This window comes from Flavobacterium sp. GQ95 (assembly GCF_059758655.1).
In genome coordinates this window covers 386,283-411,644 of the sequence record NZ_JCAXEB010000003.1, presented here as the reverse complement: position 1 = coordinate 411,644, position 25,362 = coordinate 386,283, and the positions used below count along the sequence as shown (strand labels likewise).

The window sequence follows — 25,362 nt, the reverse complement described above, 5'->3', positions numbered from 1 at the left end:
ACTAAATCACCAGATTTGCCTTTTCTGGCGCAATCCCTATTGTCGCAATAGAACCCGAATTAAACTTTAGGAAATCTGCTTCTACTCCATCAGAAAAAATAAGCCCATTGTTAGGCATAAATGATTCAATTATTAATTTTGAACGTTCTGTAATAATACCAATAGTTGTATCTGTTTGAGTTCTTTTACTTGCGAAAGGTTCTCTTACAGCAAACATTAACTGATTCTCTTTAAGCTTTGCATACTTTTTACCTGAATCTTTTTTTTCAATAAGTTTATTGATTCCGTGACTCATATTAAAAACAGAACTTAACCAACCTGTTGAGCCAGATTGAGTAGAAACTATAATTCCAGATGAAGAATGTTCTTCCGATGTATTGTTATAAGTTATTTTGTAACGAGCTGAAACGTGAGAAGTGGCTCCAATAAAAAGATCATTGAAAGCCAATAATCTTTGTCCATCATTTAGTTTAGCTTCTGCAAAAGAGGTCAATTTAGAATTATAATTATTACTCATAACTCCATCAATAGCTTTCAGAAAATTTTCATTGTTAAATGGCAACAAAACCCCGTCAAATCTTTCCTGATCGGGATTTACTGCAACAATTGGTATTTGTCGAACATATTTAGCTGTATTTGCAACTAATCCATCCTGTCCTACTGTAACAACTACTTGTTTTTCATTAAAAATAAAAGAAGGTAAGAAACTTCGTTCTACTATTTTATTTTTAACAATAGTTGATAAATTTCGTTGAACCTTCGAAAGAGAGTCGTGAAACATCTCATGTTCCCTTTCATAATCATTAAAATCTCCTCCTGAGCGTTCTATATAAAACTTAGCTTGTGCCTTTGTATTAAATCGTTCGATAAGAGATTCTAATCTGGTTTTATTTTTTATAATTATTGCATATTCAATGCTCATATCCTATCTTTTCTTATCATTCAATAAGCTATCCAATAATTCAGGACTTATATTTAAATTTCCAATTTTACCGGCATTTTCAGCTAATTCTCTAAAAGCAAGAGAAATATTAAATTTTGGATCAGAATTATTATTCAATGCTGTTAAAATTTTCCAATCTAAATTTTCATACGGCTTTAAAGTTGTTTCTAAGACATATCCTTGTGTTTCAGCTTCTTTTCTCTCATTTTCCGTTTTTTGCTCTAATAAAACTTTACGTTGGTTTTCGATTGCAATATCAGCCTGAACTTTCATTTCACGAAGTTTTAATTCATTTTCTGCTTTCTGTACCTCCGTTTCTGCCTGCTTTTCGGCAATTTGTTTGTTCTTTTCTTCAATTGCAATTTCGGTATTTAACTCACTTTCCTTAATCTTTCTCTCTTGTTCGACAGCAAAATTCCTACGTGCATAGATAGCGTGATCAGCTTCTTGCTGCAAACTTTCTCTGGTTTGAGTTTCTAGCGCACGTTCCATTTCAGGGCTAGCTTTGATTGCTAAAATATTGATACTTAAAACTTCAATACCAAGCATAATGATCGCATTAGAATTTAAAAGACCATCCGTAATATTAGTCTCAACTGATTTGGCAGAACGAATTGCTTCTTTCAAACCAAGTTGATGTATAAATGAAGAAGTTGCTGTTTGGGCTTCATTTACAATAGTTTGATTTAACTTTTCAGTATCATCTTTTTTATAAATACCGTTTCCATTTACTGTAAAATCTAAAACATCAGCTAATTGTTTTGGGTTACCAATTTTATAAGTAATTTGTCCCTGAATTGATACTGTTTGATAATCTTTTGTTGTTTCGTTAAAAATGAAGGGCAAATTATTACTTCCTATCGGCACAGCAGAAATCGAAGTGGTAGGAGAATAGTAAAAAAAGGAAAGTCCTCTTCCCTCTTTTGAAACTTGTCCATTTTTAAATTTAATAACATAAGTCATCGAATCAAACTTAATAAAATTTACTCCAAACATATTATTTTAGGGGCTTTAGTTAATATTTTACCAGAACACAATATCGTAATTTAATAAAACAATACACAAATTTATTTATGGCTTTTGACATACTCCAAAACAGTAGCATCAAAATTTTGTTGTTGATTAATAAAAGTGCTTTTTATAGGAAGATAATAAAGTTGTGAAACCAATTTAGAATCCTTTAAGCGAACATAATCTTTCTCTGTAGTAATTATTTTTTTATTCTTTGCTTTGCTTTGAATTTCATCCAAATCAGAATCAGAAAAATGATGGTGATCGGGATAAGTCAGGCATTCATCATTTTCATTTTTTAAGTATTCAAAAAACGGTCTTGGTTTTGCTATTCCGGCCAAAAGTATTTTTGTTTCTGATTTTATATCATTAACATTGATTTTTTCCTCTTTATTATAAATTGCATCATCATAATCTATAAAAGTAAAATAGATTTGTTGGGAACAATTTAGGTTCAATTTCAATCTGATTTCTTTCTGATTTTGATCCGATAAATCTTTTGGACATTTGGTTACCACAATAATACTGGCACGGTTTGCTCCACTTCTACTTTCACGTAAATTTCCGGTTGGCAGCATAAAATCATCTGCATACAAATCATCGTAAGAAGTCAGTAAAATATAAAATCCTGCTTTTACTTTTCGGTGCTGATAGGCGTCATCAAGTAAAATTATTTCTGGTTTTTCTTTTTGTGAAAGTAATTGTGTAATTCCGTTTGTTCGGTTTGCATCAACGGCCACCTGAATATTTGGGAATTTTTGATAGAACTGAAAAGGTTCATCACCAAGAATTTCAGCATTTGAAGTTGAATCAGCCAAAACAAAACCTTCAGATTTACGCTTATAACCACGGCTTAAAGTTGCTACATAATATTTGTCAGACAATAATCGAATAAGATATTCTATTTGAGGTGTTTTTCCGGTTCCGCCCACACTTAAATTTCCAACGGCAATTACCGGAATATCAAATGAAGTTGATTTTAAAATTCCTTTATCGAAAAGGAAATTTCTTATTGAAGTTATGAATCCGTATAAAACGGCAAATGGGAAAAGTATTTTTCGAAGTACATTCATTTTACGAAAGTATAATTTTTTTCGTTAATTTGTTTTAGGTTTTAAGTTACACGACAAGAAACCTGAAATCTGAAACAAAAAGAAGATGAAAATTAAAGAAATAATTGCAGTTCTCGAAGAAATGGCTCCTTTGGCTTACGCCGAAGATTTTGACAATGTCGGGCTTTTAGTTGGCGATTCAGAAACGGAAAGCACAGGAGTTTTGGTTTGTCACGATGCACTGGAGAATGTGATTGAAGAAGCCATTACTAAAAAATGTAATTTGGTAGTTTGCTTTCACCCTATTTTATTTTCCGGAATCAAAAAAATTACCGGCAAAAATTATGTCGAACGTGCGATTTTAAAAGCCATTAAAAATGACATAGCCATTTATGCTGTTCATACTGCTCTTGACAATCATTCGCAGGGTGTTAATAAAATATTCTGCGATATATTAGGATTGGAAAACACAATAGTTTTAATTCCGAAACAAAATTTCATACAAAAATTAGTGACTTATACCGTTCCTGATAATGCTCAAAAAGTGCGTCAGGCTCTATTTGATGCTGGCGCAGGAACAATTGGCAATTATGACAATTGCAGTTTTAATTCAAACGGAACCGGAACGTACAAAGGCAATTCTAAAAGCAATCCGGTCGTTGGAAAACGTCACCAATTAACCGAAACTGAAGAAATAAAAATTGAAGTTACTTTCGAGAAACATTTACAATCAAGAATATTAAAAGCACTTTTTGAAAATCACATATATGAAGAAGTAGCATATGAAATTTATGAACTTCAAAATTCACATCAAAATATTGGCCTGGGAATGATTGGAGAATTTGAAACTCCAATGAATGAAAAAGACTTTTTACTTTTTGTAAAAGATAAAATGATTGCCAAAGGAATTCGCCATTCTGCCTTTAACGGAAAAAAAATTAAGAAAGTGGCAGTATTGGGAGGTTCAGGAAGTTTTGCCATAAAAAATGCAATTCAGGCCGGAGTTGATGCTTTTTTGACTGCCGATTTAAAATACCATCAGTTTTATGAAGCAGAAAACAAGTTACTTTTAGCCGATATTGGTCATTTTGAGAGCGAACGCTATACAAAAAACTATATTGTTGATTATCTTCGAAAAAAAATCCTTAATTTTGCCATCATTTTATCAGAAGAAAATACAAATCCAGTTAAGTACTTATAGAATATGGCGAATACGAAAGAATTAAGTGTTGAGGACAAGTTAAGAGCAATATACGATTTACAGCTTATTGACTCTAGAATTGACGAAATCAGAAACGTAAGAGGAGAACTTCCTTTAGAAGTTGAAGATTTAGAAGATGAAGTTGCAGGTTTGAGCACTCGTTCAGAGAAACTGAAAAGTGAACTTGAAGTGATTGAGGATCTTATCAAAGCAAAGAAAAATGCTATTGATGAGCACAAAGAGGTTATCAAAAAATACACAAAACAACAAGAATCAGTTCGTAATAACAGAGAATTTAATTCTTTGACAAAAGAGGTTGAATTTCAGGAATTAGAAATTCAATTGGCTGAAAAGCAAATCAAAGAAATGAAAGCTTCTATCGAACATAAAAAAGAAGTTATTTCTAACTTAAAAGAAAAACTTGACGCAAAAAGTTCTCATTTAAAACATAAAAAATCTGAACTTGATGCAATTATGTCGGAGACTCAAAAAGAAGAAATCTTCTTATCTGAGAAATCTGCTGAGTTTTCAGGTCAAATTGAAGAAAGATTATTAGCTGCTTACAACAGAATCAGAAGCAGTGTTCGTAATGGTTTAGCTGTAGTATCTATCGAAAGAGGAGCATCTGCAGGATCATTCTTTACAATTCCACCTCAAACACAGGTTGAAATTGCTTCAAGAAAGAAAATCATCACTGATGAGCACTCTGGAAGAATTTTAGTTGACAGCGCATTAGCTGAAGAAGAAAAAGAAAAAATGGAACAATTGTTCTCTAAATTCTAATACTAGTCCCGATTTAATCGGGACTTTTTTTTGCTCATTATTTTTTGCCACAGATTAAAAAGATTAACACAGATTAAAAATCGCTCAAGTAGTGAGATAAAATCTTCAGGAATCTTTTTAATCTATGGCAAAACATTTTTCAGCAAGTTTAAAATGATATTTTTTACCTTTAGAAAAAATTAAGTTGTGGGAATTAAAAAAGGCATTCGTTTCATTACATTAAAATCGGTCGGACAATATATCAACTTCCTGAGTTACGTTCGTCCCCAAAAAGCGGTTGAACTTTCATACGCACTTTTTAGTCAGCCAAGAATTGGAAGACTTCAAAAAGACACTTTACCCAAAATTCTAAAAAATACAGAAACAGAAACGTTTCATCATAACGAGCATCATTTTCAAACGTATATCTGGAAAGGAAACGAAACCAGAATTCTTCTTGTTCACGGTTGGGAAAGCAACGCATCACGCTGGAAGAAAACCTTGCCACATCTTCAAAAATCCGGGAGCACTATAATTGCCATTGATGCGCCCGCGCACGGACAAAGCAGCGGAAAAGAGTTTAATGTTCCTCTTTATGCTGAATTTATCAATAAAGCGGTTGAGAAATATCAGCCTGAAATTATTATTGGCCACTCTATTGGCGGTGCGGCTTGTGTGTATCATCAGTATTTATTCCCAAATACCAGCATTAATAAAATGGTGATCCTGGGAGCTCCTTCAGAATTAAAAACTTTGATTGATAATTACATTTCAATGTTGAGTCTGAATACCAAAATGTTTTCGCTTTTAGAAAGCAAATTCATGAATCGATTCAATTTTAAACTTGAAGATTTCTCGGGCCAAAAATTTGCAGCTGAATTTAATGTTTCGGGTTTAATTGCACACGATACTTCAGACAAGATTGTTGCTTTTGAGGAAGGCAAAAAAATCGCCAGTAATTGGAAGAACAGTCAGTTTATAGAAACTAAAGGTTTGGGTCACGGAATGCATGACGATGAATTGTATGAGAAGGTTCTTGAATTTTTGTTTGCTGAAGGTTCTTAGCCACGAAGGCACTAAGACACTAAGGTTTTTCTAAATAACGATCTTAAAATTCTTAAGCAACTCCTTCTCTCCTTTTCCAGTAATTGTTATAGCTCGTGAATCTTTTGTTTTTCTGAGCCAGTCTTCGCTTATCATTTTATTTAATAATAATGAACCTATGGATCCTGCAATATGATTTCGTCTTTCACTCCAATCCAGGCATGGCTTTAAGAAGATTCTTTTTTGTTTTTGGACTTCTTCTAAATTAATTCCAAAATCTGAGAACCATTTTTCTCCTTCAGAAGAGATTTCAAAAATGCCGCTTTTTTCAATAATTATCTTTTGTTCCAATAAACTATCTGCCAGGGCCACACCTATTTTTCCTGCCAAATGGTCGTAGCAAGTTCGACAGTATTTTATTGGAGGATATTCTTCCGATTTCTTTTTTACAGAAACCTTAGATTTCGGAATAAGATTTGCCATCGCTTCAACGGCATAGGCAACTTCTTTATTCGAAAATCTGTAATATTTATGACGGCCTTGTTTTTCGACAGAAATCAAATCGGCCTCTAAAAGCTTTCCTAAATGCATGCTGATATTTTGTGCGGATGTTTCTACAGCAATCGCTAATTCGGTTGCGGTGAAGGCTCTTCCGTCTAATAAATTCCACAAAATTGAGGCACGGGTTGCATCCCCAATTAAGGTTGCTGTTTTTATAAATTGATCTTCCATTTTATTTTCATAGTTAAATACCGACTGAACTATTCAGTTGCAAAGTTAAATAACTTTGCTAAAAACAAAATGAAATGACCTCAAGTTTATTCCTTCAATCAGACATTCACGATCCATATTTCATATATAAATCAATGTTAGAAAAACATCCCATTTATTGGGATGAAACCAACAAAATATGGGCGATTTATTCTTACCAATATTGTGTTGAAATTCTGAAAAATACAAATACTCAAATTCCTGTTGTAAATCCAGATAACGAACAAAAGTTGAATGAATATGCTTTAAAAATTCTTGATAATTTAACCCGATTATCAAATGGAATTCAACATCAAGTCTCAAAAGAAATTGCGATTCAGCTATTTTCAAACATGAAATCAGTTGATATTAGCGAAATTGTTTCATCGTTAATCGAAAGAGATTTAATTCATACTAAAATCGACTGGGTTAATTCGGTTTGTAAAAAATTGCCGGTCCTTGTTCTTTTGAAAAGTTTTAGTTTTGAAGAAAATGATTGTGAATTTATTTCAAAGGAAATAGAATCTTTTGTCAAAATTATGCTTCCACGGAAAACGGAAGGTCAAGTAAAAGTGATTAATGAGAATTCAGCAAAATTCTATTTATTAGTTAAAAAATATCTTTCTTCATTATCATTTTACGATTCTTTATTAATCAAAATTTCAAATCAATATCATCTATCAGTAGAAGAAATTATTCCAATTATAGTCAGTAATTTTATCGGTTTGTGTATTCAGAGTTTTGATGCCGGCCGCGGAATTTTAAGCAATTCTTTATTACAAATTATTGAGCATAAAGCATTTTCGAATAGAACTGAAATAGAAAAGTTGGTTATTGAAACGCTGCGCTTTGACCCTCCCATTCATAATACAAGACGAATTGCAAATGAAGATTTCTACATCGGCGAAAGCCAAATTAAAAAAGGAAATTCGATATTAGTCGTTCTGGCTTCGGCTAATCGTGATTCTGAAAAGTTTGAAGATGCAATGAATTTTGACATTGAAAGAATAAACAACAATGAAAACCTCACTTTTGGAATTGGCGGTCATATGTGCCTGGCAAAATATTTTTCGATTCATTTGGCAACTGAAGCTTTATGGTTTCTTTTCCAAAGTCATAAAACCATTTTATTGTTAGAAAATCAAATTCAATACGAGCCACTTATAAATGCCAGATTACCAAAAGAGATCTGGATTCAATTCAATAATTAAAATAGAAATTATGATAGCTGTAATTTTTGAAGTTATTCCGAACGAAGGAAAAAAGGAAGAATATCTAGATATCGCTACAAGCTTGCGACCGGAACTGGATCATATCGAAGGATTTATATCGATAGAACGTTTTCAGAGTTTTAGCAATCCTGAAAAGGTTTTGTCTTTGTCTTTTTGGAAAGATGAGAAAAGTATTCAACAATGGAGAAATCTGGAAATGCATCGTCACGCACAATCAAAAGGACGAAATGAAATCTTTAAGGATTATCATTTGCGAATTGCGCATGTTGTTCGGGATTATGGAATGTTTGACAGGAAGGAGACGCCGCAAGACAGCGCAGGTTTTCATTCTTAAAAGGTTCAAAGATGCAGAGGTAAAAAGAGACAAAGGTTTTTTCTTTTGATACTTTTCTCCAGTTTTGTCATTCCGAGGAACGAGGAATCCCTGCAAGAAGCTCTACAAAGATTGGCGCTTTTCTGTGCGGAGTTTCTAGTGTGATCCTTCCTCCGTCAGGATGACAAGATTGTGGAGAATCTGAAATCTAAAGTCTGAAATCTAAAATTCTAAGAAGTACTGCAATCTAAAATCTAAAATCTGAAGTCTAAAATTTAAATTTTGCCTACTTTTGCAGTATGGAAGAGAATTTAAAACGTCTGAATAAATTTATTGGAGAAACTGGCTATTGTTCTCGTCGTGAGGCTGATAAATTAATTGAAGAAGGACGTGTAACGATAAATGGAGTTGTGCCTGAAATGGGGACCAAAGTTTCGCCAGATGATGAAATACGCATTGACGGAAAATTGATTGTGGAGAAACACGAAAAAATGGTTTATCTGGCTTTCAACAAACCGGTTGGAATTGAATGTACTACCAACTTAGAAGTTCGAAATAATATTGTTGATTATATTAATTACCCAAAACGTATTTTTCCGATTGGAAGATTGGATAAAGCCAGTGAGGGATTAATTTTTATGACCAATGATGGCGATATCGTAAACAAGATTTTGCGCGCCAGAAATAATCACGAAAAAGAATATACGGTGACGGTTAATAAACCAATCACGGATCGTTTTATACAAAGAATGGGAAATGGTGTTCCGATTTTGGATACCGTTACCAGAAAATGTAAAGTAGAACAAATCAGTAAATACACATTCAAAATTATTTTGACACAAGGTTTAAACCGTCAGATTCGTAGAATGACTGAATATCTGGGTTATGATGTAACGGCGTTGAAACGTATCCGAATTATAAATATTTCTTTGGATGTTCCTGTTGGACGTTATCGCGATTTGACGGATGATGAAATCAAAGAGTTAAATCATTTGATTGAACCATCAAGCAAAACCGAAGAAGCAAGTTTACCAAAAGCAGAAACTCCAAAACGAAGAACAGAATTTATATCAGAACACGATCCCCGATTTAAGAAAAAAGGAGATTATTAAATAAAAAACGGCCACTTAAAATTTTAAGTGGCCGTTTTTTATTTAATGCGGAAATTATAAAGTATTATTTTAATACCCGAAACTTACTCACGAAGTCTTTATACTTTTCGCTTAGAGTAACTTTAAAATTTCCTTTCAGGACAACCAGATTATCACTTAAAACAATTTCGATGATTTTATTTGAGTTCACAATATAATTGCGATGTGTCCTGATAAATTTTACCGGATCTAAAAGCTCCAGAATCTTGGTTAACGATATCAGAATTACAAATTTTTCAGTTTCTGTAATTATATTACAATATCTGTCTTCGACCTCGACATATGAAATATCTTCCGTTCTTACTTTTTTGAGCGCTTTATTTTTCTTTATAAAAAGATATTTATCACTCATTACCGCGTTTTGATTTTTGCCTGTAAAAACATTATTCTGTCCGTAGAATTTCTCAATCGCCATTTCCAGCGCGTACAAAAGTTCTAATTCGTTGTAAGGCTTTAATAAAAAACTAAAAGGACGAGTGAGTTTTGCCCTGTCGAAAATTTCGCGTTCTCTTGAGTTTGTTAAAAAAACAAAAGGCCGCAGCGCATCGGGAACCGTATTAAGCGTTTCTGCAAATGATATGCCGTCTGGTTTGCCATCTAAGTAAACATCTATAATAACAAGATCGACGACATTATTATAGAATAATAAAAGTGCCTCACTATAAGTAGTCGCAACGCCAACAACATTATAGTTATTCTCATTAAGCACTTTTAACAGCCTCTCACTTTCTGAGAGTGTATCTTCTATAACAAGTACATTAATATTATCCATGATTTTCAAACTTTGGTAATATTATAATAATCTTAGTTCCAACATTTTCTTCACTTTCTATTTCTAGTTTTCCACCATTTTTACGAATCAGGCTTTTACACAACTGCATTCCCAATCCGGTTCCTATTGTGTCATCATTTTTCTTTTTAGAGAGTAAAATAGTTTCTTTCAGAAGTTCTTCCTGCACCGACTTATTCATACCAATCCCAGTATCTTCAACAACCAAACAACAAAATTCTTCAGATGGAGTTCGACTGTAAATTGAAATTTTGCCGTTTTCTCTTGAAAATTTAATTGCATTGTCTAACAGATTTCTGATAATAATTTTCAACGAATCCAAATCTGCAAACACATACTCTTCAGTCGAGACATTGTTTTCAAAATTAATATTTTTGTTCAGCATCAGTGGCTTATAATTATATTCTACGTGCTGCACAATAGTAGCCAAATGAAGTGATTCCTGAAAAAAGTAAGCTTTTTTAGTTTGTAATAATGCCCAATTAAGCAAATTATCTAATAAATTATAAGCTCCATTGGCAATTGTACTATTATTATGTAGTAAGACGTCAAGCTCAGTAAAATTTTTATTCTCAAGATTTTCTATTAATTTATTATTACTCATTTTCAGTGCATTTACTGAAGATCGCAAATCATGGCTCACAATAGAAAACAATTTATCTTTTGTGGCATTCAGTTCATCCAGTTCATTTCTCTGGGCGAGAATAATTTTATTGTTTTTCGTTTTTTGTCGGTAAAAATAAACTCCGGTTCCAAACAAGACAAAAAGCAAAACCGAAGAAATGATAAAACCATTTCTTTCGGCTACTTTTACTTTATTTTCTGCTGCAAGTACATCAACTTCTTTTTGTTTTTGTTTTACGGCAAATTTCTTTTCAAGATCTGCAATTGCCCAGACTTTATTTTGATCGTTTAGCGAATCTTTCCAAGCTTCGTATTCTTTTCTGTAAACTAAAGCTAATGGGAAATTTTTTCTGTTTTCTTCTACAGCTGCCATATTTTTTGCAGCCATTCTTTTAATATCAAATGACTTTACTTTTTTTGATAAATGGTAAGCTTTTTCAAAATATGGTATAGCCTGATTATCTTTATATTGTACATAATACAAATTAGCAAGAAGCAGATACGATTCTACAAGTAACAAAGTATCATTTTGAACCTCTTGTAATTTGGAATTTTTAATTAAATAGGTTTCAGCTTTTTGAAATTTATTAAGATGTAAGTAACATGAACCAATATTCTGTAAAACATCGCTTTTTTTAAAATCATAAGTGCTTTCAGCTAATTTTTCAATGCTATTAAAATACCTTAAAGCAATTTCAAATTCATTTTGCTGTAATGCTATTTCTCCCAGAAAAAAGGTCACATTATGATAAAAAGTAAATTTTTCTGAAACCAATTTTAATTCATTTTTAGCTTCGTCAAAAAGCTTTTTTCTTAAAAAGCTAACAGCTCTAAAATAATGACAGTAGTCATTTAATTCCGAAGCATTGCTCTTACTAAGTTGTTTCATAGAATAAACTAAAGTTGAATCCCATTCCATCTCAAAAAAGAATTTCTGGGCTTTATCAAAATCAATTTCTTCTTTATATTTAATTATCTCTTTTTTTATTTCGGTCTTTAATAAACCATTGTTATGCCTCTCTTGAGAGCAAAGGATAAAAGGAAAACAAATTAATAATAAAACAACTAAAAAATTTATTCCTAATTTTTTCTCTTTTAACATTACAAAATCAATTTATTGATCTAACAGGAGTTTCCGTCCCTCTTGAAGTTTCAGGATCGGAATCCCAAAGAAAAGTCTGAATTTTTTCCAGATTTGAAAACCCTCCAATAAAGCTAGCGTCAGCGTTAAAAACTATTTCATAAATAAATAGATCTGCTGATAATTCTTCTGGCATATTGTACACTATAAAAAACTGCAATTGGGGATTTCCTTCAAGATCAATATAAGTATTTTGAATTATTTTATAATGAAGAGTTTCATTTTCGACAAGAGGTGAATCAACATAAACGACAGCCTGTATAAGAAGAGCATTTGAATGAGAATCATAATACGCTTCAACATAAGGAGACAATACCTCTGCGGATTTTGTTTTTTTAAATGTCACAGTTCCTATAGAATGAACTGCATCTGCTTTGGGAGTAATATCTATCCCCGGAGGAATAATAGGTGCATCAGTAACTGGATTATTAACCGTATCATTATTGTCAGTAATGGTAGTAGTTGTTGTAGTAGTAGTTTTTGTCATGGTATTGTTTTTAGGTTAAACGTTATTGAATTATTTATATTTTTAAAAATATTCTAAACAAGTAAAAGCAAAAACAAACAAAAAATGTTTTCGGAGAATCAAATATAGTAAACATTTTCTTAATAACTTTTAACGATTTGTAATAACTATATTAATTAACGGTCTGTTATTTATTTTTTTTCGTTCAAAAAAACATAATAACAATATCTCATTATAAAAAAATCCCATTAGCATTCACTAATGGGATTTCTTATAAATTATTTCTTCTTGTTTAAAAACTCATAATACAAAGCTTTTGATAAAAAAGTAGTGTTTTGGTATTCATCAATTATCTCTTCTCTTCTAATTTCAGTAGATTTTCCGTCTAAATTATTTTTTAAAAAATATTCCCTGCGCGCATCGTCATTAAAATTTAAGTCGCTTAAAAATGCAGGCTCAACGGTTTTATTTACTGAAATATTATAATTGGTAATTAAATTCCCCCAGTTTACATAACTGCATAAAAGAACTGTTGCATAAAAATACCATACCATCTGGTTGATGAGATAGGCATTTGTTTTTTGCCTCTTAATTTTAAAAAAGACATAAACTAAGCCTATAATAGCTAAAATAAGAAAGGCGTAAACTCCTAATCGTTTATAAGTTAATCCGAAATAGGAAACATACTCTGAATTTTTAATAAAAGCACTTACAATTAAGAGACCATTTAGAAAAATCCACAGTTTTGCCAGTCTTTTAAGAGAAACTGCTTCTTTGTCAAAATTGAAGCCCCCTTTGAAATAAAACATAATTACTCCCACCGCCATAAGAATTGAAAAGATTACTGAATTTACTCTTTGATGTGTATCAGCACTTAAATTTGATTTTTCTACTACTTCAAAAAACTGTTCGTAATTGTAAGTTACAATAAATACCAAAAGCATCAGATTCAAGAGTATTAAAGTGATTACACCACTTTTTCTTTCGAAATCCAAATCAAGAAATGAAAATGTATTTTGATTTTTGATTTCGGCTATATTGCTGAATTCATTATCCAGAAGCTCATTTTTTTCGTAACAAACCTCAGGAACCCAATAATTCCAGAAACTAAATGAAATGTAGAAACCCAAAATACCAATTATTACGAGATTGCCAAGATTGATATCTAAAGTGTAATCTGTAAATAAAGAAGAGAAATGGTCGCTCCCAAAAGAGTACACTATGAAAAACAGGATTAAGAAAATGGCAGGAATTACAAAAAAGGCAACTAGTTTTTTCGCAAAATTATTATGGATTTTCTTTTCCGGAAGCCATTGCTTAAACATTAAAACACGACCCAATGAAGTAATTCCGTTTAAAAAGACAAGTGGGAACATCTGAACTATTTTCAGTTTTGGATCCTGCGTTTTAAACTGTAAAAAAAGAACAGACATTGCCAATGCCAAAAAAGAAGCAAAATCTCCATACCAGGCAAAAGCCAGGCAAGACAAAACAGATGTAACGACTAAGATCAAATGTGATCTTTCAGAAAAACGATCCTGAAAGAAATAACAAACAAAGCCGGTTAAAACAAGCCCAAAAATTGACAGGTTAACGCCTAAGTCTTCTTTGTAAAAAAGCAGTAAGAAAATCAAACTGCAAGCTAAAATAATGTGATGTTTTTTCATGGTAATAAAATTAAAAGTACTTTGTGCTTCAAAGTAATTAGACAAAAAATTTTGGTTATTAGGATTTCATTAATTTTTCAAGGTACGACAAGTGTTCCTTAAAGGCTAAACGACCTCTTTCGGTAACACTATAAGATGTTTTAGGCTTTTTGCCAACAAACTCCTTCTTTACAACAATATATTCTGATTTTTCAAGCGCTGAAGCATGACTGGCCAAATTACCATCTGTAATATTCAACAAGGTTTTCATTTCGGTAAAATCTACCCACTCATTCACCATCAGAATGGACATAATTCCCAATCTGACACGGCTTTCAAAATCTTTATTTAATTTATCAATAATTCCCATTGCGTGGATTATTTATACTTTTTGAACATTATTAATCCGTACAAGATATGCAAAATACCAAATCCAATGATCCAAAAAACTAAACCATATCCAATTAAAAAAAGAGAAATAAAGCCTAAAATCAATTCACAAAAACCTAAATATTTAATATCCGAAAAAGTATATTTCTCAGCATTAATAAGCGCCAGACCATAAAAAATTAATGTTGCCGGCGCCACTAAACCATAGTTTTGATGGTATAAAAGCGACAAACAAAATACACCACCAGACAGTAATGGAACCGCCAAATTAAACAACATTTTTTTTGTTGCTGAGGTCCAAATTGGCAAATTGTATTTTTTACTTTTTCTGATTGTAAAAGCAGCTCCAAAAACAAATGCACAGATTAAAATAACGATTCCAGTTATAATAAGTTCTGAAACTAATTTATAGGGAATAGTATAAGCTCCATCGCTATAAGCTCCATCGTCAAAATAGTTTACGCCATTCACTCTAAATAACTGATAAACATATAGTCCGCCAATTAAAGCAGAAAGTCCGGCAAAAACTCCTGAAAGTCCGCTTAGGGATATAAATCTTGAAGAGCGTTCCATCATGGAACGAATATGTGCTAAATCTTCTTGATGCTTCTGATTCATAAATAAAGTACTTTGTACTGCAAAGTTATATTTTATTTTGAATTGACAAGCTAAATAAGATGTTTTTTTTATCCAATACAATTATACACCTATTAACCAATACTTTAATAACATTTATCATTTCGATCAGCTCCAGCGGAGCAACATATTTATAGTCTTTTACAAGTAGTTAAATCAAAAGCTCCATTAGGAGCGATATTGTTCTGATTACAACTCTAAAAATGTCACTCCTACGGAGTTCTGCAAAAACAAAATTCATAATTTCTATAAACATGTTGTCCCGCTGGGACTTTATTGTTGACCGAGAGCTGCGTGAGGGATAGGAATAAGCTACCGAAGTAGCATGGATAGCCCGACCGTATTTACGAAAGGCGCACATAAGCGGTTTGTTAAGTAGCGCCTTTTGTAAACACGGTCACGCCCAGATTAAAAAACAACAAAGCCTGTCCAAACGAACAGGCCTTTATAATTTTTTATTTAAGTTTGATTAGAACCATCTTCTTCTTTTGAAAAGAAATACTCCAAAAGCAGATAATATGACAGAAATTAAAAGCAGAATCCAAATGCCATATTTACTTTCTTCAAGACCATTTGGGACATTCATTCCGTATAAACTGGCGATTAAAGTTGGGATCATTAAAATAATAGAAATTGAAGTCATCTGTTTCATGATATTATTCATGTTGTTAGAAATTACCGAAGCATAGGCATCCATCATTCCGGTCAAAATATTGCTGTAAATATTTGCCGTGTCCTGCGCCTGACTTAATTCGATATCGACATCTTCTAAAAGATCTAAATCGTAATTGGCTTTGTGAGCTTTTAGATTTTTCACGCGATGAAACAAAACATCGTTCCCTTTTAAGGAAGTTATAAAGAATACCAGACATTTTTCGATTTGAAGCAGAGCTTGCAATTCTTCGTTTTTGATTGATTTCTCTAAATTATCTTCGGCTAATTTTATCTTTTGATTTATTTGTTTGAGGTATTTTAAATACCAAACACTTGAAGAAAGCAACAATCTTAAAACCAGATCGTAATTGTCCTGAATTTCAATATTTTTTCGTTTTGAGTACGATACAAAATCAGCAATGATCTCTGTTTTATAGAAAGTGATAGTTACACAGATATCTTCTTTAAAAACCAAACCAAGCGGAATGGTTTGAAAAGGTAATTTTATATCGTTGCTTTTTATTGGAACACGCATGATAATTAGCGTCCAGCCGTCTTCGATTTCGATACGGGGTCTTTCGTCGATATCTTCGATATCATTATAAAATGCCTCGGGAATTTGAAGTTCTTCTAGTAAATATTTTTTTTCTGCTGGTGTTGGAGATTCAATATTAATCCAGCAATTTGGCGTCCATTTTGGGATTTCAATTAATCCGTTATTGTTTGTGTAAAAGGCTTTCATTTCAAAAATACAAGTGTTATTGCAGCATTTTGAAATTTTCAAAAGCCGCTTTAATTAAATACTAACGAATCATAATCGTCCATTGGAGAAGTTTTTTTTAAGTGTGGCAAAAGTATCTTTTATTTTTAAAACCCGAAACTTTAAACTATTAATTAAATATTAAAAAGAAGAAAGCCTACTCTTTCGAATAGGCTTTCTGTTATTTTTTAAAACAAATTATTTGTTTTTTGCGCTTCTCATTTTTCGTGCTAAAAGTGTATTTTTCAACAACATTGCAATGGTCATTGGTCCTACTCCGCCCGGAACTGGTGTGATGAAAGAGGCTTTTTTGCTTACTCCGTCAAAATCAACGTCTCCTTTTATTACGTAGCCTTTTGCGTTTGATGCATCATCTACGCGAGTAATTCCAACGTCGATAATTACAACTCCGTCTTTAACCATATCTCCCTTTAAAAATTCAGGAACGCCTAAAGCTGTAATAATAATATCGGCGTTTTTAGTGAATTCTGCTAAGTTTTTAGTACGGCTGTGTGTAAGCGTAACTGTCGAATCTCCAGGATTTCCTTTACGGCTCATTAAAATACTCATTGGACGCCCTACGATATGACTTCTTCCGATAACTACTGTATGTTTTCCGGCAGTTTCAACTTTGTAACGCTCTAACAATTCCATAATTCCGAATGGGGTTGCCGGAATAAAACTTTCCATTTCAAGTGCCATTCTTCCAAAGTTTGTAGGATGAAATCCATCAACATCTTTGTCAGGATCGATTGCTAAAAGAATTTTTTGCTCGTCGATATGTTTTGGTAAAGGCAACTGAACGATATATCCGTCAAGATTATCATCTTCGTTTAACTCTTTAATTTTAGCTAATAAATCTGCTTCGGTAATATCTTCAGGCAAAGCTACCAGAGTTGAATCGAAACCAATTTGCTGGCAAGATTTTACTTTACTTCCTACGTAAGTTAAACTTGCTCCGTTGCTCCCCACAATAACTGCTGCTAAATGAGGTACTTTTCCTCCTGCTGCTTTTATGGATTGAACTTCGGCTGCGATTTCGTTTTTAATGTCTTCTGCTGTTTTTTTACCGTCTAGTAGTTGCATTGTTTTTGTTTCAAGTTTAAAGTTTCATGTTTCACGTTAAAAGTGAAACGTATATTTATTTATTGAAAAAAGTTTCAAATTTCAGTCTCTTAACTTGAGACCTGAAACTTGAAACTTTTAATTTTATTATCTCGGCATTCCGCCTGGCATTCCTTTCATTCCTCCCATCATTTTCATCAGGTTTTTTCCACCCGGACCTTGCATCATCTTCATCATTTTGCTCATTTGGTCAAACTGCTTCATTAACTGATTTACTTGCTCGACTTTGGTTCCGGAACCTTTAGCGATTCTGGCTTTCCTTTTTACATCGATAATGGCAGGTTTACTTCTTTCGATTGGCGTCATCGAGTGAATGATTGCTTCAATATGTTTGAAAGCATCATCTTCGATTTCTACATCTTTCATGGCTTTTGAAGCACCAGGTATCATTCCAACAAGGTCTTTCATATTACCCATTTTCTTTACTTGCTGAATTTGCGTTAAGAAATCATCAAAACCAAATTCGTTTTTAGCGATTTTCTTCTGAAGTTTTCTTGCTTCTTCTTCATCAAATTGTTCCTGCGCCCTTTCTACAAGCGACACAACGTCACCCATACCAAGGATACGCTCAGCCATACGATCTGGATAGAAAACATCAATTGCTTCCATCTTTTCGCCTGTACCTACAAATTTGATTGGTTTGTTTACAACCGATTTAATCGAAATTGCCGCTCCACCACGAGTATCACCATCTAATTTCGTTAAGATAACTCCATCAAAGTTCAGGATATCGTTGAATGCTTTTGCTGTGTTTACCGCATCCTGACCTGTCATTGCATCTACAACAAACAAAGTTTCCTGAGGCTGAATTGCTTTATGAACACGAGCAATTTCATCCATCATTTCTTTGTCTACTGCTAAACGACCAGCCGTATCGACAATAACGACATTAAAACCGTTTGCTTTTGCATGTTTGATTGCATTTTGAGCAATTTCAACAGGGTTTTTATTTTCTGGTTCTGAGTAAACCTCAACACCTATTTGGTCTCCCACAACATGTAACTGATTGATCGCCGCTGGACGGTAGATATCACAAGCTACAAGAAGTGGTTTTTTATTTTTCTTAGTCTTTAAAAAGTTGGCTAATTTTCCTGAGAAAGTCGTTTTACCAGAACCTTGCAATCCTGACATTAAGATCACAGATGGAGTTCCTGAAAGATTAATTCCGGCAACATCGCCACCCATTAATTCAGTCAACTCATCTTTTACCAACTTCACCAATAATTGTCCTGGCTGAAGTGTTGTTAAAACGTCCTGACCAATTGCTTTTTCTTTTACTTTGGTTGTAAAATCTTTGGCAATTTTAAAGTTGACATCGGCGTCTAATAAGGCACGACGAACTTCTTTTAAGGTGTCGGCAACGTTTACTTCTGTAATTTTACCGTGTCCTTTTAATATATGGAACGCTTTATCTAACTTATCACTTAAATTATCAAACATACTATTTTCTTTATTTGAAGTGCAAAGATAATCTAATTAGATATTTCAGGCAATTTTTATTTAGTTGCATTTAACCGCAATGTACGCAAAGATCTAAGCAAGGTTCGCAATGTTTTTTTGCTCGCAAAGTTGCGAAGTCGCAAAGTTTTTTGTTTCACGCAGATTTAAAAGATTTAAGCAGATTTTAAAAAATCTTTTTAATCCTTTAATCCGTGGCTATAAATTAAAAGCGCAAAAGAATAACCTTTGTACCTTTGAACCTTAAAAACTAAAACTGAAAGTAGATAAACGGCTGCGAGCCTGCTACTGCTGTGGCGTACACGATCCAATAAACGAAGCCCAGGATTACAGCTTTTAGTAATAATGGCGTATTATCAAAAACCCATTTCATTTTGTCTGTGATAACTTCCGGCAAGAAATGCCAAACGTAACCGAACAACATCAATAAAAACACATTTTTATATCCTAAAACTATCGCTTTCCAATTTTCTGGTTCGAAAGTTAACTGGCCAATATTGTTGATTACCTGCAAGGCTGTTTCGAAATCTCTGGCGCGGAAAAAGATCCAACAGAAAACTACAAAATGGAAAGTGATTACGATGGAGAAAAATCTCCATAAAAAGTTAGGGCCTTTACCGTCTTTTTTGGATGGAAAAAACTCAGTGAAAATTTTATGAACTGCCAAAGCCAATCCATGTAAAGCTCCCCAAACGATAAACTGTGCTCCTGCTCCATGCCACAATCCGCCTAAAAGCATTGTAGTAAAGAGATTGAAATTGGTTACTAAAGTTTGTTTTCTTCTGCTTGAAAGCAGAAATGACAAACAGAAAAGTCCAATTCCGCTTAATGCTATTATTAACGGAATTATACTGGTATTATAACTTGTAATTCCCCATAATAATAATCCGAAGAAGAATAAACTTGGGAATAAAAATCCGGCGAATGAACCTTCTCTGTTTCCTCCGATAGAAATATATAAGAAATCTTTCAGCCAGGTTGAAAGTGAAATGTGCCATCTTCTCCAGAAATCAGTTATCGAAGTTGATTTATATGGCGTTCTAAAGTTGGCCGGTAATTTAAATCCTAACAATAAAGCGATTCCGATTGCCATATCCGAATATCCTGAGAAATCACAATAAATTTGAATGGCATATCCGTAAGAGGCCATTAAATTTTCGAATGATGTATAGCTCATCGGGGTATCAAAAACACGGTCGACGAAGTTTATCGAGATGTAATTTGAAATTACCGTTTTCTTGATCAATCCACCAATAATTAAAAACAAAGCATTGTTTACATCTTGTCTTGTCAGGTTTAATTTTTGATAAATCTGCGGAAGAAAATCTTTTGCGCGCACAATTGGTCCTGCGACTAACTGCGGGAAAAATGAAACGAAAAACAAATATTCAATATAGTTTTTTGTTGGTTTGATTTCCTCACGATAAATCTCAATAATATAACTCATCGACTGAAAAGTATAGAATGAAATTCCGACAGGAAGAAAAATATTATGTAGTGCAAAATGACCGCTGAACATATCGTTGTAGGTTACAATTATGAAGTTCATGTATTTGAAATACCCAAGTAATCCCAAATTCAGAATAACGCTTATTACCAAATATAATTTCTTCGTGCTATCTTTAGTGGTTTTGTAGATAATTTGGCTCAGACCATAATCGACTACAGAAGAAAGCAATAATAACAAAAAGTAAATTCCGCTTGACTTATAATAAAAGAAAAGCGAGAATAGAATAACGTACGTTAATCTCAAATAAAATGTCTTGCGTAAAAAGCCATACACAAAATAAAAAACCAGGAATAATCCCAGGAACAAACCGGTATTAAATAATAATTTCTCGTCGGGATTATAAATAAACCAACTTTTAGCCTGTTCTAAAGTAACTTCTCCAAAGTTTTGAACAAACCAATTATTTATGCTATCAATTGTAATCAACTTAATTTTTTAATTTAAAATTATCGTATGCTTTTAAAAACGCCTGTGTAAACAAGTTTCCTTGCTTTTCGTATCCTTTTTTAGAATAATGAACATAATCCGGACCAATCAATTTTTCTGCTTTTAATTTTCGGACACCTTCCATTCCGCCAAATTCATCATATAAATCCCAAACTGCAAAACCATCTTCTTTGGCTATTCCGAGAATACTTTTCGCATAATCATGAACGTAAATATTAGGTCTTCTAGCTTTTAGGAAAGAAGGCGGTGGCGTCATGACAATTATTGGAGCATTGATATTCTGGTCCTTTATGTTTTTTATAAACTGACGCAATTCTTTAATATAAGCCGAAGCTTCCATGTGATCGTAGCTTTCATTTGTTCCTAGTGAAAAAACAAGCAAGTCTGGATGCAACGCTTTTAGTTGCTCAAAGAATAATGGATATTTATTATAATCTGAATATTTCGCTCCGTTTACTCCAATACTACTGTAAAGTAATCCAGGAGCATCTTTTTCTAAAACAATTCCGTTTAGTTCGAATTTTGAAGCGTCTTTATTTGGAATCAAAAAGATTTTATCTAATGCTTTTTCCGAATTATAATAATGTGAAAAAGAATCCGATTCGACATTTAGAGAGACAAACGCTGAACTTTTGATCGTTTTGGGTTTTGTTTCATTCGTCGGAATTTTTAATGTTCTTCCTGCCCGAATATTATTAGATTTTAACCCATTTGCTTGTTTAATTTCAGCAATCGAAATATTATATTTATCGGCAATCGTTGAGATTGCTTCTCCTTTTTTTATTTTATGTTTAATTACTTTTCGCTCTGTTGACTGAATAATATTGGTTTGAGATGATGTTGCCAAATCAAACATATTCTGATTTTGAGGTGTAATAATTTTAATTGTATTGAACTTATAAGCAGGATCTTTTACATTCAATTCAACCGCAAAACCGCCATTATCTCTCCAAAGTCCAATTCCGCTTAAACCAACCGGATAATTTTTATGCGGATGAATGTTTCGGTAACTTTCCCAGGTTCTGTTTGAACGAAAACGCTCATTGTAAGATCCGTTTGTTTTAGCTAACTGATAAGGAAAAACTAAACCTCGTCCCGCATTTCCAAATCGTTGCTGCAGATTTTTTCTAATTTCATTGGTCATTAAATCACCCTGAATGTGAGAATCTCCAATATGAACAATATTTATCTTTTGACTTTGATGCACATCATTTTCGTTCAATTTTTGAAAAATACTTTCTAAAACTTTTGCATTATAAATCCTATCATCAGAAAAAGAATCAATTGCGGTTGTATCAGTTTTAGTACTCATAGGTTTGGGTGTTGGAGGTGAGACCGTCTTTTCTATTTTATCATTTGGAGATAAAAAAAGACAACAGAAGAAAATAATAAGTTTATTCATTTACACTATCTTTTTTTACAGAAACAGAATCTGTGTTTATTTTGCGTGCTGCTCTTTGCTGGCGGGAAGTTGCATCACGTTTCTCTCTTAAGATTTTATATTCTTCGTAACCTTTATTCAACTGATCATACAGTAATCTGCCGATCGCTTTTGCGCCACGCTGATTAAAATGTGTATAATCTTTATTGGCTCTTGCCGGCGTTTCATCGACCCATTTTACCATAGATCCGTCTCCGCCCATTAAAGTGTACAAATTCACAAATCCGGATTCTGATTCCAGAGCGTATCTTTTTTGTGCTTTCATTAAAGGAACAACAGCTGAATCCGTTTTCATTTCCAAATCGTATTTTGTTGATTTATCAGCAGTCGAAACAATCAAAATAGAAACTCCCGGGAAAGAAGCTCTTATTTTATTGACAGCCTTTTTCATTCCTTTTTCGTACCAATGGTAATTTTTGGTTCCATAATTTAAAACGTTGGTTCCATAATGCAAAACAATCAAATCATATTTTAGATTATTATTGAAAGCTCTCATTACATCGGCATCAAACATCGAAATTGGCAATCCCGAGTTTCCTCTTTGCGAAAAATTATCAACGTGAACACCGCTTCCGTTATCAAAATTGAAACCGTAAATTGGAATAGAATCGGCGTGAATAAAATTAGCCTTAAATGCTTTTATACTTCCTGAAGTTACTTTTAGGCTGTTAACCAAATTATTCGGAACAAGATTTTTTCGAAGTGTATCTTTACCAATGATGAAGTTTACATTTCCTCTTTTAGTAGATTTACCATAAAACAATACCGGATTATCTAAAGTCGTTGAATATTTATTTGTCCCTGCTTCGTATTGCACCCAGGTTGGATTGGTTTTATCGTTTGCAAAAAACACATGACCGTTTACTCCAAAAGGACTTGTGGGCCTTTTTACATTTAAATAGGATTGTGTTTTCCAGTTTTTAGAATAAACTGATTTTACCGAACCTCTCGAAGCAGCAGATTCTGAAGTGATGGATACAAATCCAACTCCATTTCCACCAAAACGTTCCTGATAATTGGTTCGAACATCTTGTACAATTAAATCACCATCGGTCATAGAATCGCCATAATAGGCAATACGAACTTTAGATTGTGGATTTTTTTCCAGTTGATATAACTTTTCGTAAAAAGAAACCAAGTATTGATATCCTTTATAATTTTCGAAAGTTTCTGATGGAAATTCAATTCCTTCCGTATCTTCAAAAACAATTTCCTGCTGTGCTTCTTGTTGCTCTGCTTCGGCAATACTATCGCTTTCAAGAGACAATGAGTCATTAGCAACCGACTCCAAAAGCATACTATCGATTAGTACATTTTTAGAATCAATTTTACTCTCCGAAAAGATTTTATCCGGTAAAACTTGTTTGAATCCAATAAAGGCGATGAATGCCAGTGCAACAATTGCGAAAGACTGAAAAAAATAGGACTTTGTATTCACTTATTACTTATAATTTGAAGAATGGCTTGGACTGAAAAATATTAAAATTTCCTGTTAATTCTACATTAAAAAAACAGGCACAAATATAGGGTTAAACATTAATTTATAACCCTTTTTTATATTAAAATAAAAAACAAAAAAAGAGGTTAGATAAAATCTAACCTCTCTCAAAAAAAATAAAAAAAAACAAAGCTAATGATTAACTAATTTTTAATTTGGAATTGTTCAGAGTTTGAATTACTCCACTATTTTTATAATGTTTTTTTTGTGTTTTACTATTTCAACATAGCATACTCTAAAGTAGTATTCCCTCTTAAACCTGCATCATTTGTCATAGCAAGAAATTTAACTTTATAATAATTTCCAGCTCCATCTTTAATAACATAAAAACGATCCGTTCTAATACTTGGTAATGAAGTTGGTCCGCCACCATTTCTCCAGCTTGACCCAATAACTCTTTGATCCGTTGCTGAGAGTGTGAAATTAGCCTCAACTACATCTGCTTTTACAAAAGCTTCATAAGTTTTAGCACTAGTTAATACTTGGTAAACTTGTGTTCCTCCTTTTACATTTGTAGTAATATAATCTGAAAAACCATAAGTAACTTCGATTGGCTTTAGTTCAGCATCCTGAGAAGGTATATAATTCGTAAAAGTTGTGAAATTTAAATCCCATTTCGCTTTTGCAGGTTCAACCGAAACAGTATTTCCTGAAGTTAAACTAAAGAATGAAAAATTAAAATCTGAATCTTTTGAAATTGTTTTCTCCGTAAAAGTTGCAGAAGTTAAGTCAGCATATTGAATTTTATATCCATTTCCACTTCTTAAAATTCTAACTTTTTTCCAGCCTCTTGCTTCTCCATCAACACTCACTGAACCAACAGCTGGTTGTGTAGTAGAAACAGCCGATCCTAAATTTACTAGGTATACTTTATTATCAGCATCTGTAGCAGAAATCTCAGCAATTGCAGTTCCAATTCCTGCTCCTGCACCCGCCAAAACTCCTGTTGGATTATCAACAAATCCATTATTAGAAAGAGTTGTACCTCCTCCAACTGAAACATTTGCATCGATTACCTGTGGTAAAGTAATATCTGAAGTAGTTAATTTTTTAACTGCCATTTTAACTGAACCATTTATAATTACTCTAAAATCTGAACCTGAAAAGAATCCTAAATCCCAAGAAGTTCTGTTTACTGATTTAGTTTCTTCAGCACTTAAATCAAGATAAAGTTGATTTGGTTGGTTTGGCCCACCAACAGAAGTCTTCAAAGTTGCTCCCACAGTTGGGATTTCAACTTTAGTATCGTCATCACTTGAACATGATGCTAATGATAGTAACGCGATTGATAAAAATAATAATTTTCTCATTGTATTC

At 32.9% G+C, this 25,362-nt stretch carries 23 protein-coding genes; 6 read left to right on the top strand and 17 right to left on the bottom strand.

The features are described 5' to 3' along the window. Position 1 precedes the first annotated feature (1 nt). From AC6CH4_RS09125 to lpxK, 3 genes are all read right to left on the bottom strand, one after another. Positions 2–922 carry a sugar kinase gene (locus AC6CH4_RS09125; protein WP_498102217.1) on the bottom strand — a complete coding sequence of 307 codons (921 nt, stop codon included), beginning with the start codon at positions 920–922 and terminating at the stop codon, positions 2–4. Between the two features lie 3 nt (positions 923–925). Then, on the bottom strand, positions 926–1,939 hold the full coding sequence (locus tag AC6CH4_RS09120; RefSeq protein ID WP_498102215.1) for an SPFH domain-containing protein: 1,014 nt from the start codon (positions 1,937–1,939) through the stop codon (positions 926–928). A 71-nt stretch (positions 1,940–2,010) separates the two neighbouring features. Next, positions 2,011–3,027: a tetraacyldisaccharide 4'-kinase gene (gene lpxK, locus AC6CH4_RS09115; protein WP_498102213.1), complete on the bottom strand. Its 1,017-nt coding sequence runs from the start codon at positions 3,025–3,027 to the stop codon at positions 2,011–2,013. 85 nt (positions 3,028–3,112) lie between these two features. Here lpxK and AC6CH4_RS09110 point away from each other — a divergent pair, with 85 nt between their 5' ends. The 3 genes from AC6CH4_RS09110 (at position 3,113) to AC6CH4_RS09100 (ending at position 6,034) form a co-directional block, all read left to right on the top strand. After that, the gene (locus AC6CH4_RS09110; protein WP_498102211.1) at positions 3,113–4,207 is read left to right on the top strand and encodes a Nif3-like dinuclear metal center hexameric protein; all 1,095 of its coding nucleotides are present in this window, start codon (positions 3,113–3,115) and stop codon (positions 4,205–4,207) included. 3 nt (positions 4,208–4,210) lie between these two features. Continuing rightward, positions 4,211–4,990, top strand: coding sequence for a zinc ribbon domain-containing protein (locus tag AC6CH4_RS09105; RefSeq protein WP_026982834.1), 780 nt, complete (start codon positions 4,211–4,213; stop codon positions 4,988–4,990). Positions 4,991–5,176: 186 nt separating this feature from the next. Beyond that, positions 5,177–6,034, top strand: a complete 858-nt coding sequence (locus AC6CH4_RS09100; protein WP_498102209.1) for an alpha/beta fold hydrolase — start codon at positions 5,177–5,179, stop codon at positions 6,032–6,034. Between the two features lie 30 nt (positions 6,035–6,064). Here the strand turns inward: AC6CH4_RS09100 and AC6CH4_RS09095 are convergent, their stop codons facing one another. Then, positions 6,065–6,745 (bottom strand): ArsR/SmtB family transcription factor, encoded by a 681-nt coding sequence (locus tag AC6CH4_RS09095; RefSeq protein ID WP_498102207.1) that lies wholly within the window; start codon positions 6,743–6,745, stop codon positions 6,065–6,067. A 74-nt stretch (positions 6,746–6,819) separates the two neighbouring features. Here AC6CH4_RS09095 and AC6CH4_RS09090 point away from each other — a divergent pair, with 74 nt between their 5' ends. The 3 genes from AC6CH4_RS09090 (at position 6,820) to rluF (ending at position 9,420) form a co-directional block, all read left to right on the top strand. Then, positions 6,820–7,974, top strand: coding sequence for a cytochrome P450 (locus AC6CH4_RS09090; protein ID WP_498102205.1), 1,155 nt, complete (start codon positions 6,820–6,822; stop codon positions 7,972–7,974). Between the two features lie 10 nt (positions 7,975–7,984). Next, a complete protein-coding gene (locus AC6CH4_RS09085; protein WP_498102203.1) occupies positions 7,985–8,329 on the top strand; it encodes an antibiotic biosynthesis monooxygenase family protein in 345 nt (114 codons plus the stop codon). 278 nt (positions 8,330–8,607) lie between these two features. Continuing rightward, on the top strand, positions 8,608–9,420 hold the full coding sequence (gene rluF / locus AC6CH4_RS09080; RefSeq protein WP_498102201.1) for a 23S rRNA pseudouridine(2604) synthase RluF: 813 nt from the start codon (positions 8,608–8,610) through the stop codon (positions 9,418–9,420). 64 nt (positions 9,421–9,484) lie between these two features. Here the strand turns inward: rluF and AC6CH4_RS09075 are convergent, their stop codons facing one another. From AC6CH4_RS09075 to AC6CH4_RS09015, 13 genes are all read right to left on the bottom strand, one after another. Continuing rightward, complete coding sequence (locus tag AC6CH4_RS09075; RefSeq protein ID WP_498102199.1) at positions 9,485–10,231, bottom strand: LytR/AlgR family response regulator transcription factor; 747 nt, start codon at positions 10,229–10,231, stop codon at positions 9,485–9,487. Further along, on the bottom strand, positions 10,224–11,975 hold the full coding sequence (locus AC6CH4_RS09070; RefSeq protein ID WP_498102197.1) for a tetratricopeptide repeat-containing sensor histidine kinase: 1,752 nt from the start codon (positions 11,973–11,975) through the stop codon (positions 10,224–10,226). The genes AC6CH4_RS09075 and AC6CH4_RS09070 overlap by 8 nt, the downstream gene beginning before the upstream one ends. 7 nt (positions 11,976–11,982) lie before the next feature. Continuing rightward, positions 11,983–12,501, bottom strand: coding sequence for a hypothetical protein (locus tag AC6CH4_RS09065; RefSeq protein ID WP_498102195.1), 519 nt, complete (start codon positions 12,499–12,501; stop codon positions 11,983–11,985). A 257-nt stretch (positions 12,502–12,758) separates the two neighbouring features. Then, a complete protein-coding gene (locus AC6CH4_RS09060) occupies positions 12,759–14,147 on the bottom strand; it encodes a DUF4153 domain-containing protein (RefSeq protein WP_498102193.1) in 1,389 nt (462 codons plus the stop codon). A gap of 58 nt (positions 14,148–14,205) precedes the next feature. Continuing rightward, positions 14,206–14,496 carry a winged helix-turn-helix domain-containing protein gene (locus AC6CH4_RS09055; RefSeq protein ID WP_026982841.1) on the bottom strand — a complete coding sequence of 97 codons (291 nt, stop codon included), beginning with the start codon at positions 14,494–14,496 and terminating at the stop codon, positions 14,206–14,208. Positions 14,497–14,504: 8 nt separating this feature from the next. After that, positions 14,505–15,134 carry a hypothetical protein gene (locus AC6CH4_RS09050; protein ID WP_498102191.1) on the bottom strand — a complete coding sequence of 210 codons (630 nt, stop codon included), beginning with the start codon at positions 15,132–15,134 and terminating at the stop codon, positions 14,505–14,507. 487 nt (positions 15,135–15,621) lie between these two features. Further along, positions 15,622–16,548, bottom strand: a complete 927-nt coding sequence (locus AC6CH4_RS09045; protein WP_498102189.1) for a magnesium transporter CorA family protein — start codon at positions 16,546–16,548, stop codon at positions 15,622–15,624. A 216-nt stretch (positions 16,549–16,764) separates the two neighbouring features. Next, positions 16,765–17,652, bottom strand: coding sequence for a bifunctional 5,10-methylenetetrahydrofolate dehydrogenase/5,10-methenyltetrahydrofolate cyclohydrolase (locus AC6CH4_RS09040; protein ID WP_498102187.1), 888 nt, complete (start codon positions 17,650–17,652; stop codon positions 16,765–16,767). A gap of 126 nt (positions 17,653–17,778) precedes the next feature. Next, a complete protein-coding gene (ffh, locus tag AC6CH4_RS09035; protein WP_056195625.1) occupies positions 17,779–19,131 on the bottom strand; it encodes a signal recognition particle protein in 1,353 nt (450 codons plus the stop codon). A 268-nt stretch (positions 19,132–19,399) separates the two neighbouring features. After that, on the bottom strand, positions 19,400–21,085 hold the full coding sequence (locus tag AC6CH4_RS09030; RefSeq protein ID WP_498102185.1) for an MBOAT family O-acyltransferase: 1,686 nt from the start codon (positions 21,083–21,085) through the stop codon (positions 19,400–19,402). Between the two features lies 1 nt (position 21,086). Beyond that, entirely contained in the window at positions 21,087–22,418 is a 1,332-nt protein-coding gene (locus AC6CH4_RS09025; RefSeq protein WP_498102183.1) for a GDSL-type esterase/lipase family protein, read from the bottom strand. Between the two features lie 82 nt (positions 22,419–22,500). Then, positions 22,501–23,985, bottom strand: coding sequence for an SGNH/GDSL hydrolase family protein (locus AC6CH4_RS09020; RefSeq protein ID WP_498102181.1), 1,485 nt, complete (start codon positions 23,983–23,985; stop codon positions 22,501–22,503). Between the two features lie 275 nt (positions 23,986–24,260). Then, entirely contained in the window at positions 24,261–25,355 is a 1,095-nt protein-coding gene (locus AC6CH4_RS09015; RefSeq protein WP_498102179.1) for an HmuY family protein, read from the bottom strand. Positions 25,356–25,362: the final 7 nt, after the last annotated feature.